This is a genomic window from Pseudomonas sp. Pseusp18 (assembly GCF_059506005.1).
The window spans coordinates 5,220,967-5,232,271 of sequence record NZ_CP169240.1 but is presented as its reverse complement, the minus strand read 5'-3'; the positions used below and the strand labels follow the sequence as shown (position 1 = coordinate 5,232,271).

The window sequence follows — 11,305 nt, the reverse complement described above, 5'->3', positions numbered from 1 at the left end:
AAATTTGCCCACCGCGTTGTCTACCTCACTGCCACTGCCTTTCCACTGGCCCATTGATGGTCGTTAGGGAGAACCACGTTCTTATGATTCGCCGTTCGTTGCCCGCTGTTTTTGCCTTGATGTTCGCAGCCCCTTTGCTGGCGGCCCCTGCCGGCCAGCAGACGCTGTTCAACTTTGTGCGTCCCGCCGACGTGGTTCAGGTGGCGACCCAGGACGCCAGCCTGCCGCAATCCAATGCGGAGCAAACGGCCGAAGGCGAAGTGTTGCGTCGCGTGACCTTCAACCCGGCTGCCCAGCCTACCTTGCGCCTGACACCACAGACCGGTGCCTGGGATTGGTCGCAGTCGGGCGTCATGAGCCTGCGGATCCAGAGCGCGATGAACTGGGCCGTGACCCTGTACGTGAAAATCCAGAGTAACGACGGCAAGACGCTGGTCAGCCGTGTCGATCTGCCGGCCGGCCCGGCGCAGACCTTGTTGGTACCGCTGCAGCCGAGTTCACCGCTGAGCCAGGGTATGAAAGCCGGCCCACCGATGCCGATCAATTTCGAAGGGCAGCGTGTATTGCTGGCCAGCAGTACCGGTGAGCTGGACCGCAGCCAGGTGGTGTCGGTGACCTTGTCGATGGATCAGCCGAAAGTCGCCCAAAGCATTCTGCTTGAGCGCTTCGGCGTGCAGGACGGCGAGGCCGTGACCAAAGCCGCTTATGGCGGTCTGGTGGACGCTTATGGCCAATCGACCCGGGCCAAATGGCCAGAGAAGATCAGCAGCGATGAACAACTGAAATCCGCCGCCGCCAAAGAACAGCAACAGCTGAAAACCTGGCTGGCCGAGCGTGAGAAGGCATCCCTGGACAAGTTCGGCGGCTTGAATAAAGGCCCGGTGTTCAAGGCCAGCGGCTTTTTCCGCACCGAAAAGCGTGATGGTCGCTGGTACCTGGTGACTCCAGAGGGGCATCCGTTCTATTCCCTCGGCGTCAACACCGTGACCCCGAGCGTCAACCAGACTTACGTCGCCGGGCGCGAGTGGATGTTCGAGTCCCTGCCCAAACCCGACGAAGCCTTGGCCAGCCACTATGGCGAAGGCGACAACCGTGGCGGCAATGGTGTTGATCAGGGCCGAGCCTACAACGCCGGTCGTTGGTACGATTTTTATGGCGCCAACCTGCAACGTCTGTATGGCGACCCTTGCGCGCCGGGCAGCGACACCAAGGCTGGTGTTGCCGAAGCAGCCAAGGCCGATGCGGTTGAGGCGACGGTCGATAAGGCCGCCGTCGAACCCTGCAAAGTGGCTTTCAACGAACAACGCTGGGCCAGTCATACCCTCGATCGCCTGCAAGCCTGGGGTTTCAACACCCTAGGCAACTGGAGCGCACCGGTGTTGGGTAACGCTGACCGTGTGCCGTACACCTTGCCGCTGTCGATCGTCGGTGATTACGCCAGCATCAGCACTGGCACCGATTGGTGGGGCGGCATGCCTGACCCGTTCGATCCACGTTTCGCCATGGCCACCGAACGCGCCGTGGCCATCGCCGCCCGCGACCATCGCGACGATCCGTGGCTGATCGGTTACTTCGCCGACAACGAGCTGGCCTGGGCCGGTCCCGGCAATGACCCGAAGGCCCGCTATGCGCTGGCCTACGGCACCTTGAAAATGACCACCGACGTGCCGGCCAAACGCGCCTTCCTCAAGCAACTGCGCGACAAGTACCGCAACCAGGCGGGGTTGTCGAAAGCCTGGGGCATTGATCTGCCGGCCTGGGAGTTGATGGAAGACCCAGGCTTCGTGCCGCCGGAGCCGAGCGCCGAACACCCGGAAATCGAAGCCGACTTCAAATACTTCCAGAAGGTCTTCGCCGACACCTACTTCAAGACCGTTTCCGATTCGCTCAAATGGCACGCGCCGAACCAGTTGTTGCTGGGTGGTCGCTTTGCCGTCAGTTCCCCGGAGGCAGTCGAGTCCTGTGCACAATACTGCGACGTGTTGAGCTTCAACATGTACACCCTGCAACCCCAGGACGGTTACGACTTCGCCAAACTGCGCAGTCTGGACAAACCGGTGCTGATCACCGAATTCAACTTCGGCTCGACAGATCGTGGCCCGTTCTGGGGGGGCGTGACGCAATTGGCGAAGGAGGAAGACCGCGGCACGGCTTACGCTCACTTCCTCAAACAAGCGATGAGCGAACCGTCGATTGTCGGGGTGCACTGGTTCCAGTACCTCGACCAGCCGGTGACCGGTCGTCTGCTGGATGGCGAGAACGGGCACTTCGGTCTGGTGGGCATTACTGATTTGCCGTTCCAGGGCTTTGTCGACAGTGTGCGTAAAAGCAATGTGCAGATCATCGATCAGCTTGGCAAAGAGGCGGAGAAGGCCAGCGCTGAAGCGGATAAAGCCAGTCACGATGTCGAGGGCGGCAGGAAAGGCGAGGCAGGCAAAGGCCCGGGCAAGGGCGCTGGGCATGCGGGTGGGCATTCTGCTAATGGCCATTGATTCCTGATCGACCTGTGGCGAGGGGGCTTGCCCCCGTTGGGCCGCGAAGCGGCCCCCATGCTTACAGATGCACCGCGAATACAGGTTTTTGCGACCGCTTCGCAGTCGAACGGGGGCAAGCCCCCTCGCCACGGGGATTGCATTGTTGATGTCTGTGGCATTTCCATAACCGGGCGACCACCCGGCCCAACCCTGTTCCCAAATCCCTCAAGGGCTGGAACAATGCGGGCCACTTTGTAGAGCGTTTATCCGGGAGAGTTGCGGGTGCAGATTCAGGGTCATTACGAGCTTAAGTTCGAAGCGGTGCGTGAAGCGTTTGCAGCGCTGTTCGACGATCCTCAGGAACGCGGCGCGGCGTTGTGCATCCGGATCGGTGGTGAAACCGTCCTCGACCTTTGGGCCGGTACCGCCGACAAGGACGGCCATGAGGCCTGGCACAGCGATACCATCGCCAACCTGTTCTCCTGCACCAAAACCTTCACCGCCGTGACGGCGCTGCAATTGGTGGCTGAAGGCAAGCTGCAACTCGATGCCCCGGTCGCCCGCTACTGGCCTGAGTTTGCCGCCGCCGGTAAAGAATCCGTGACGCTGCGCCACTTGCTCTGCCATCAGGCCGGACTGCCGGCCCTGCGCGAGTTGCTGCCCCCCGAAGCGCTTTACGACTGGCAGACCATGGTCGATGCCCTGGCCGCCGAAGCGCCGTGGTGGACGCCGGGCGAAGGTCACGGTTATGCGGCGATCACCTATGGCTGGCTGGTCGGTGAATTGCTGCGTCGTGCCGACGGTCGTGGGCCGGGCGAGTCCATCGTGGCGCGGGTCGCCAAGCCTTTGGGGCTGGATTTCCACGTCGGCCTTGCCGACAAAGAGTTCCATCGTGTGGCGCACATTGCCCGTGGTAAAGGCAACGTCGGCGATGCCGCGGCCCAGCGCTTGCTGCAGGTGACCATGCGCGAACCGACGGCCATGACCACTCGGGCCTTCACCAACCCGCCGTCGATCATGACCAGCACCAACAAGCCGGAATGGCGGCGCATGCAGCAGCCGGCCGCCAATGGCCACGGCAACGCCCGCAGCCTGGCCGGTTTCTACGCCGGACTGCTTGATGGCAGCCTGCTGGAAAGCGAAATGCTCGACGAGCTGACCCGCGAACACAGCGTTGGCGAAGACAAGACTTTATTGACCCGGACCCGCTTCGGTCTGGGTTGCATGCTCGATCAACCGGACGTACCCAACGCCACCTACGGCCTCGGCCCACGGGCGTTCGGTCACCCGGGTGCTGGCGGCTCCATCGGTTTTGCTGATCCGGAACATGATGTGGCCTTCGGTTTTGTGACAAATACCCTTGGGCCGTACGTCTTGATGGATCCACGAGCGCAAAAGCTTGTGCGAGTACTGGCCACTTGTCTGTAAATCACGTTTAAGGGGGCCAGGGCTGGAACCCGAAAGCCTTTGTGGTTTCAAAGCGTCAGTTTTGGCCGGGGTCAACCCGGTCTGACTTTTAATTACCTCATTTTGTGGATACCCAATGTCGTCCAATAAAACCCTCGCCCTGGCCCTGTGCTTCGCTATCACCGGTTGTGCACAAACCCCACAAAATGATGCCGCAGGTGGCAGCAGTTGGTGGCCGTTCGGCTCTTCCGACAAGGTCGCGACTAAAGAACCCGCCCCGGCCCCGGCGCCCCTGAAACCTGCTGCCGCAGCACCCGTCGCCAAGGCTGAAGCCGATACCGGTGGCAAATGGTGGTGGCCGTTCGGCGGCAAGGAGCAGAGCACCAGCACCGCCAAAGCAGCCGTGCCGATGCCCGATCCGAAAGTTACCCAAGCCTGGCTCGACGACTACGAACCGCGCCTGCGCGAGGCGGTCAAGGGCAGCAACCTGCAACTCGAGCGCCGTGAAAACGTGCTGGTCGTCACAGCTCCGGTAGAAGGCTCGTTCAACCCGGACCGCCCGGCCATGCTGCTGCCGGTGACCCTCGCTCCGTTCACCCGTGTCGCGAAAATCCTCGAAGCCGATCCAAAGACTGCCGTGCTGGTACTCGGTCACAGTGATACGTCGGGTGCCGCACCGGCCAACGTGAAACTGAGCCAGGAGCGCGCCCAGGCGGTGGCAGCGATCTTCCGTCTCAGCGGTCTGCAGCGTGATCGCCTGATGTTGCGTGGCATGGGCGGTGACGCACCGCGCGCCGCCAACGACAGTGCTGAAGGTCGTGCCTTGAACCGTCGCGTCGAGCTGTTGTTGACGCCGCAAAACACCATGGCCGCGCTGCTGAGCAAGTACAATATGCCGGCTCCGGCACCGGTAACCAAAGTCGTCGCGCAAGACGTCAAGCCAGTGGCCAAGCCTGTGACCCCGGAACCGGCTGCGAAAAAAGCGGCTGCCTCGTCGAAGAAAAAGGCACCGGCCAAGAAAGCGGCCGCCAAGGCTCCAGCCAAAAAGGCACCCGCGAAAAAGGCCGCACCGGCCAAAGCCGCTGTCGACTCGAAGAGCGCCACCGCCACCGATGCCACAAAGAAGTGATTCGTTAACCAAAAGGAATGCGCCATGACCCGGCCCTTGGCAGATATGCGTCGCGATTACACCCGAGATGGCTTGACCGAGGCGCAAGCCCCGGCCGAGCCGTTCGCACTGTTCCATCAGTGGTTTGCCGATGCGGTGAAAACCGAGCAAGTACCGGTGGAGGCGAATGCCATGACGCTGGCCACCGTCGACCAGGACGGTCGGCCGCATTGCCGCATTCTGCTGCTCAAGGGCCTGGACGAGCAGGGCTTTACGTTCTTCACCAACTACGAAAGCGACAAGGGTCAGCAATTGGCAGCCAATCCATTTGCGGCCATGACGTTCTTCTGGCCGGCCCTGGAGCGCCAGGTGCGCATCGAAGGGCGGGTGGTGAAGGTCACGCCTGAAGAGTCCGACGCCTACTATCAGGTTCGTCCTCTGGGCAGTCGTCTCGGTGCCTGGGCGTCGCCCCAGAGCCGGGTGATCGCCGATCGCGGCGAACTGGAAGCGCTGCTCAAGGACACCGAGCAGCGTTTCAGCGACACTCAGCCTCACTGCCCCGAACACTGGGGCGGTTATCGCTTGCTACCGGAACGCATCGAATTCTGGCAGGGCCGTCCGAGCCGTCTGCACGATCGCCTCAACTACCGCTTGCAGGGTGCGGACTGGGTGCGTGAGCGCCTGGCCCCGTAAACGGTCTACCGATCGGGATACCCTGCCGCAGCGGCCTCAAGCCACTGTGGCAGGTCCCGACGCTTGATCTTCTGCGCTTGAGCGTTCGCCAATTGCTGGAGCATGAAGGCTCTTTTTTGTTGGTCTTTACCCGCCAGTGACAACGCCAGATCGCGGTCCACCCAGCGTTTTATCCGCACGTACAACCACCAATGGAAATACAAACCGGCGATGGTCGTGACGACAATGATGAAGTAATCCATGATAATCCTTGGGTCAGCGGCGCAGATTTTGTAATTTGACGCTACTGTGGTGAGTTCGAGAAGTGCCTGTACCAGGCCTGAATGAAACCAATTTTATCCGGGCGATGCCGTGACAGGCGTCAAGCTGCGGGTTTTAATGGATACCTGTCCTATGGAGTTTGATGCTATGCGTAAGTCTGTTTTGCTGGTTGCTTCCTTTTCCACGATGGCGATGTTGCTCTCCGGTTGCCAATCGAGCCTGACCGGTGACTCCTACTCCCGTGACGAAGCGCGTCGCGTGCAGACGATTCGCATGGGCACCATCGAAGCTCTGCGTCCGGTGAAAATCGAAGGCACCAAAACCCCAATCGGCAGCGCTGCGGGCGCAGTCGTGGGTGGTGTCGGCGGTAGCGCCGTCGGCGGCGGTCGCGGCAGCATCGTTGCGGCGGTCATCGGCGCTGTAGCGGGTGGCCTGGTGGGCTCGGCTGCCGAAGAAGGCCTGACCCGTACTCAAGGCGTTGAAATCACCGTACGCGAAGACGATGGCAGCATGCGCGCCTACGTGCAGGAAGTTCAGCCAAACGAAGTGTTCCGTGTGGGTGAGCGTGTGCGGATTTCCACTGTGGGTGGGACCAGCCGCGTTTCGCACTAAGCGGGAATGTAGGGTAAAAGAAAACCCCGATCAGGTGACTGGTCGGGGTTTTGTATTTTTGGAAATTACCATACTTGCCGATATCGGAATGCAACCTGGTAATCATAAGCGGCACTATTGATTTTATGCGCGAACAGAGGCTGGAGTTCAGGTATCCAAGCCGGTAAAACATCAAATCTGCCGTCGTAGATTTCGCTTTCCGCCATCAGACCTAATGCATCGATTATTGATCCGTCATCACCGAGGTCAGCGGAGTATTCTTTTCCGGCTCCTATTTCCGTTTCTTTGTCATACCAGTCCAATCTGACCTTCAGTCCCATCTTGCCCTCACAAATACTTTTTAATGCTGCGGTTTTTTTTAGGTGGGTCTATTTGCTCGCCTGTTTATTGATCGTTCCCACGCTTTGCGTGGGAATGCATCTCGTGACGCTCCGCGTTACCAGTGCGCAGGATTCAAGCCTAACGTCGCCATCGGAGCGCAGAGCGTCCCCGGCGGCATTCCCACGCGGAGCGTGGGGACGGATCAATGTTCGAAAGTCCTTGGTCGTGTGAAATCTACCAGCTGTCACGATAGACAAACGCTACCTGATAATCATAAGAGGATAAGTTAATGATGTGATGGAAGTGGGGCTGAAGAATACTGACCCAGTTGGAATTCACATCAAACCCGCCGATATTTATATTGTTTTCAATTGGCATTCCCAATGCTTCAATTACCGAACCGTCATTACCAAAGTCTTTCGATAACTCCTCTCCTTGGCCTATTTCAGTCTTTTTGTCATACCATTCAAGTCTTATTTTTAGTCCCATAGAATCCTCATAAATATTTTTTGATGCTGCGGTTCTTCTTGGGTGGGTCTAGTTGTTCACCAGTTTTATGGTCGAATGAGCCTAGGTGACTGCCATCACTTGAGCGATACGCCTCAAGCTCGCCGTGTAGAAAGTCCCACTCGTAGATTGTTCTACCCTTTGCATCCATCCAGCGATCTCGGAGGCCTCCCTTGTACGGGGTTTTCTTTTTTACTCTCGTTAGGTCAGGAAATGCAGTGATGTCCTTGGTTTCGGGAGCCGGGTGGTAGGTATGACCTGCTTCGGCCGTACCTTTGCGGCGAACACTCACCACAATATAAACCGGCAACACCCCCGAATCCGCCGGAAACACCAGAATGAAATCCTTGTACTCAGGCGGATACACCGGGTTCACGATGATGCTGTCAGCCGCCTTCGTCGGCGGGTAAACCCAGATGTGCGGCGCTTGTGGCGCAGATTCCAAAGCGGGGATGCCGAGAATTTCTGAACCGTCCTCGGCCGGCGTCCAGATCAGCTCAACGCCGTCCCCGAGATCAGCCACTTGCTGACTGCCGCGCAAGCTGAATTGCACGACGTCGACCATCTCCCAGTCACGGTTCTTGCCGGTGTAGAAACCGTATCCCTTGAGACTGCCATCAGCCTGTTGCTCGACCCGCAGACGCACGCGAGTGCGGGCCTGTTTGAGGGATCGCAGTTGTTCTTCGGTGTAGAGAGAGCTGTCGCCAAGGCTTGACGGTATGACCAGAGCCACCAGGCCTGCCAAGGTAGCCGCAGCGGTGCTGGCGGCGACGGTGGGTAATGCGGCGAACGCTGAGCCACCCAGGGCGAAGCTGCCGAAACCCGCAGGGATGGCGGTGCCACTGATTTTCTTCAGCGGCACCACACCGGTTTCATCAGCCTCGCGGGCGCCGAGCAGAACCAGTTCGCCGTAGTCTTTCAGGCTGTCGGTCGGAACAACTCCGGAGGTGTTCGTGTAGTCGATGATTGCATCAGGCAGTTTGCAGGACTTGGCGAATACGCATCCCGCGCGGGCAACGTTGTCCTTTCTCGCTGCGACTTGAAGGCTGTCTTCGAAGGTTTGCTGCCTTGCGAGCATGGCGTCGTAGGCGTTTTGTCTGGCATCACGCTCGGCCAATTCGGTGGCCGTCATGAATCGGTGAGTGACGTGATGCCCGTCACCTGACGGTGGGTTTTGCACCCGGGGGATGTCCTTGTGGCCAGCCACTGATTGTCCTTTCGCTCGTCCATCGGCAGCCCCCAAAGAGGGGCTGCACGACGTTAACGAACGTGGCTAATCGTGGCTGTAGGACGAATCCTCAATGTCGCTAAGAGTGTTCTCTATCGCTCAGGAAGGCAGCGCAGCGCTCTTGCGACTCGCCGCCGCCGTCACTGCATAACCGATCAATGCCGCCAGGATCGAGCCGGTCAAAATCCCCATCCGATCCATCCCGGCGAATTCACTGGCGCCGGGCACGAAGGCCAGGGAGCCGACAAACAAACTCATGGTGAAGCCGATACCGCAGAGGATCGCCACCCCCATGATCTGGCCCCAGTTGGCGCCTTGGGGCAGGGCGGCGATGCCGATTTTTACCGCCAGCCAGGTCAGGCCGAAGACACCGACGGTCTTGCCCAGCAACAGGCCGACGGCGATGCCCATCGGTACGTGATGGGTGAAGCTTTCGACGGTCACGCCGCTCAGGGACAGGCCGGCGTTGGCGAAGGCGAACAGCGGCAGGATGCCGTAGGCCACCCACGGATGCAGGGCATGCTCCAGGGTCAGCAGCGGCGAAGGCTCGGCGTTTTTCGTGCGCAGTGGAATGCAGAAGGCCAAGGTCACACCCGCCAGCGTCGCATGCACGCCGCTCTTGAGCACGCAGACCCAGAGGATCAGCCCGATGATCATGTACGGCCCGAGTTTCACCACACCAAGTCGGTTCATTCCGATCAAGGCCGCGATGCAGGCCGCGGCCAGCGCCAGGGACAGGGTCGACAGAGCGCCGGAATAGAAGATCGCAATGATGATGATTGCGCCAAGGTCATCGATGATCGCCAGGGTCATCAGGAACAGTTTCAGCGACACCGGCACGCGTTTACCCAGCAGGGCCAGTACGCCGAGGGCGAAGGCAATGTCGGTGGCCGTCGGGATGGCCCAGCCACTCAGTGCGGTCGGGTTGTCGCGGTTGAGGAACCAGTAGATCAGCGCCGGCACCACCATGCCGCCAATTGCGGCCGCGCCGGGCAGGACGATCTGCGATGGTTTCGACAGTTGGCCGTCGAGGACTTCGCGCTTCACTTCCAGGCCGATCAACAGGAAGAACAGGGCCATCAGGCCGTCGTTGATCCACAGCAGCAGCGGCTTGGCGATCTTCAGCGCGCCGATCTGAGCCACCACGGGGGTGTCCAGCAGGCCGTTATAGAGCCACGACAGCGATGAATTGTTGATGATCAGGGCCAGGACAGCTGCGGCGATCAATAGCAGACCGCTGGCAGCTTCCAACTGAAAGAAACGCGTGAACGTGCTACGCAGAGGCAAGGTCGCTCTCCATCGATGAATTCAAAAGGTGACACACCCTAACCCGTACTGTTAGTTGTTAAAACAAAAGTTATATTCTTTTTTGTTATATGTCGTTACAACGTGGGCGGTCAGCAAAGGCCTGAGCCTAGCAGTTGCCGGACGTATTGGACCCCAGCTGTATCTGTGCGTGGTGTAGGTTTTTTCCTAAGCTTGTGGGCTGAGCCTTGCGACAAGGCCAACTCTTGCCCGATTCAACGAGAAAACCACCATGAGCGACAACCGACAGTGGTCCCGCGAAGCCATCCGAATCATCGAAGCCGACTTCCAGCGCAGCGCCGACACCCACCTGATCCCCTTGCCGCTGCCGGGGTTGCCGGGCATCGAGTTGTACTTCAAGGATGAGTCGAGCCATCCCACCGGCAGCCTGAAACATCGGCTGGCGCGCTCGTTGTTCCTCTATGCGCTGTGTAACGGCTGGCTCAAGCCCGGTGCGCCGGTGATTGAAGCGTCCAGCGGTTCGACGGCGATTTCCGAGGCGTATTTCGCCCGTTTGCTGGGTTTGCCGTTCATTGCGGTGATGCCCGCGAGCACGTCCAAAGAAAAGATCGCGCAAATCGCTTTCTACGGTGGCAAGAGCCATCTGGTGGACGATCCGACGCAGATTTACGCTGAGTCCGAACGCCTGGCTCACGAACACGACGGGCATTTCATCGACCAGTTCACCTACGCCGAACGCGCCACCGACTGGCGAGCGAACAACAACATCGCCGAATCGATCTTCCATCAGATGCGCTTCGAGCAGCACCCGGAGCCGAGCTGGCTGATTTCCAGCCCTGGCACCGGCGGCACCACCGCGACGCTGGGCCGTTACGTGCGCTATCGCCAGCATTGCACCCGTGTGCTGTGCGCCGATGCCGAGCGTTCGGTATTTTTCGATTACTACAAGACTGGCGACGCCAGCCTGCGCCTCGATCACGGGTCACGGATTGAAGGCATTGGACGGCCGCGTGTCGAAGCGTCGTTCTTGCCCAAAGTCATCGATGCAATGGTCAAGGTGCCGGATGCGTTGTCGCTGGCGGCCATGCATTATCTGGCGCAACGTTTGGGGCGACGGGTTGGCGGTTCGAGCGGGACTAACCTGATCGGCGCCTTGATGGCAGCCCAGCAGATGGCGACGGCGGGGGAGTCGGGATCGATCGTGGCGATTCTGTGCGATGGCGGCGAGCGCTATGCCGACACCTATTACGATCAGGCCTGGCTCAAGGCCCAGGGGTATGAGTTGAGTGGTTTGATGGACGCGGTGGCAGCCAGCGTCGAACGCGGCGAGCCGCTGCCAGCGACCGTGTTGCGCGCCAATATCTGAGGAAAGCTAAAAGATCGCAGCCTTCGGCAGCTCCTACAGGGAGTTCACCATCCCACGTAGGA

The 11,305-nt window shown here is 59.7% G+C and carries 11 protein-coding genes; 6 read left to right on the top strand and 5 right to left on the bottom strand.

What is annotated here, in order from left to right:
• The first annotated feature begins 83 nt into the window (after positions 1–83).
• The 4 genes from ACEN9A_RS23405 to pdxH all read left to right on the top strand — a co-directional run bounded on the left by ACEN9A_RS23405 (position 84) and on the right by pdxH (position 5,682).
• Positions 84–2,492, top strand: a complete 2,409-nt coding sequence (locus ACEN9A_RS23405; RefSeq protein ID WP_258670996.1) for a beta-galactosidase — start codon at positions 84–86, stop codon at positions 2,490–2,492.
• Positions 2,493–2,756: 264 nt separating this feature from the next.
• Positions 2,757–3,902 carry a serine hydrolase domain-containing protein gene (locus ACEN9A_RS23400; RefSeq protein WP_258670995.1) on the top strand — a complete coding sequence of 382 codons (1,146 nt, stop codon included), beginning with the start codon at positions 2,757–2,759 and terminating at the stop codon, positions 3,900–3,902.
• Between the two features lie 115 nt (positions 3,903–4,017).
• On the top strand, positions 4,018–5,010 hold the full coding sequence (locus ACEN9A_RS23395) for an OmpA family protein (RefSeq protein ID WP_258670993.1): 993 nt from the start codon (positions 4,018–4,020) through the stop codon (positions 5,008–5,010).
• A 24-nt stretch (positions 5,011–5,034) separates the two neighbouring features.
• Positions 5,035–5,682: a pyridoxamine 5'-phosphate oxidase gene (pdxH, locus tag ACEN9A_RS23390; RefSeq protein ID WP_258670991.1), complete on the top strand. Its 648-nt coding sequence runs from the start codon at positions 5,035–5,037 to the stop codon at positions 5,680–5,682.
• A gap of 5 nt (positions 5,683–5,687) precedes the next feature.
• Here the strand turns inward: pdxH and ACEN9A_RS23385 are convergent, their stop codons facing one another.
• Complete coding sequence (locus ACEN9A_RS23385; RefSeq protein WP_258670989.1) at positions 5,688–5,924, bottom strand: hypothetical protein; 237 nt, start codon at positions 5,922–5,924, stop codon at positions 5,688–5,690.
• Positions 5,925–6,090: 166 nt separating this feature from the next.
• On the opposite strand from ACEN9A_RS23385, the gene ACEN9A_RS23380 reads away from it, so the two are divergent.
• Positions 6,091–6,555, top strand: coding sequence for an outer membrane lipoprotein (locus ACEN9A_RS23380; RefSeq protein WP_019647884.1), 465 nt, complete (start codon positions 6,091–6,093; stop codon positions 6,553–6,555).
• A gap of 65 nt (positions 6,556–6,620) precedes the next feature.
• On the opposite strand, the gene ACEN9A_RS23375 is transcribed toward ACEN9A_RS23380, so the two are convergent.
• The 4 genes from ACEN9A_RS23375 to nhaA form a co-directional block, all read right to left on the bottom strand.
• Positions 6,621–6,875 carry a colicin E3-like toxin immunity protein gene (locus ACEN9A_RS23375; RefSeq protein ID WP_258670986.1) on the bottom strand — a complete coding sequence of 85 codons (255 nt, stop codon included), beginning with the start codon at positions 6,873–6,875 and terminating at the stop codon, positions 6,621–6,623.
• A gap of 235 nt (positions 6,876–7,110) precedes the next feature.
• On the bottom strand, positions 7,111–7,365 hold the full coding sequence (locus ACEN9A_RS23370; RefSeq protein ID WP_258670984.1) for a colicin E3-like toxin immunity protein: 255 nt from the start codon (positions 7,363–7,365) through the stop codon (positions 7,111–7,113).
• A 7-nt stretch (positions 7,366–7,372) separates the two neighbouring features.
• The gene (locus ACEN9A_RS23365; RefSeq protein ID WP_258670982.1) at positions 7,373–8,590 is read right to left on the bottom strand and encodes an S-type pyocin domain-containing protein; all 1,218 of its coding nucleotides are present in this window, start codon (positions 8,588–8,590) and stop codon (positions 7,373–7,375) included.
• Positions 8,591–8,710: 120 nt separating this feature from the next.
• Complete coding sequence (nhaA, locus tag ACEN9A_RS23360; protein ID WP_258670979.1) at positions 8,711–9,898, bottom strand: Na+/H+ antiporter NhaA; 1,188 nt, start codon at positions 9,896–9,898, stop codon at positions 8,711–8,713.
• 250 nt (positions 9,899–10,148) lie between these two features.
• Between nhaA and ACEN9A_RS23355 the strand changes: the two genes are divergently transcribed.
• Positions 10,149–11,243, top strand: coding sequence for a PLP-dependent cysteine synthase family protein (locus ACEN9A_RS23355; RefSeq protein ID WP_019647886.1), 1,095 nt, complete (start codon positions 10,149–10,151; stop codon positions 11,241–11,243).
• The last annotated feature ends 62 nt before the right edge of the window (positions 11,244–11,305 follow it).

Excerpts from the sequence above, each read along its gene's own strand:
- ACEN9A_RS23405 (WP_258670996.1), top strand. The coding sequence starts at position 84 with ATGATTCGCCGTTCGTTGCCCGCTGTTTTTGCCTTGATGTTCGCAGCC.
- ACEN9A_RS23395 (WP_258670993.1), top strand. The coding sequence starts at position 4,018 with ATGTCGTCCAATAAAACCCTCGCCCTGGCCCTGTGCTTCGCTATCACC.
- pdxH (WP_258670991.1), top strand. The coding sequence starts at position 5,035 with ATGACCCGGCCCTTGGCAGATATGCGTCGCGATTACACCCGAGATGGC.
- ACEN9A_RS23385 (WP_258670989.1), bottom strand. The coding sequence starts at position 5,924 with ATGGATTACTTCATCATTGTCGTCACGACCATCGCCGGTTTGTATTTC.
- ACEN9A_RS23380 (WP_019647884.1), top strand. The coding sequence starts at position 6,091 with ATGCGTAAGTCTGTTTTGCTGGTTGCTTCCTTTTCCACGATGGCGATG.
- ACEN9A_RS23375 (WP_258670986.1), bottom strand. The coding sequence starts at position 6,875 with ATGGGACTGAAGGTCAGATTGGACTGGTATGACAAAGAAACGGAAATA.
- ACEN9A_RS23370 (WP_258670984.1), bottom strand. The coding sequence starts at position 7,365 with ATGGGACTAAAAATAAGACTTGAATGGTATGACAAAAAGACTGAAATA.
- ACEN9A_RS23355 (WP_019647886.1), top strand. The coding sequence starts at position 10,149 with ATGAGCGACAACCGACAGTGGTCCCGCGAAGCCATCCGAATCATCGAA.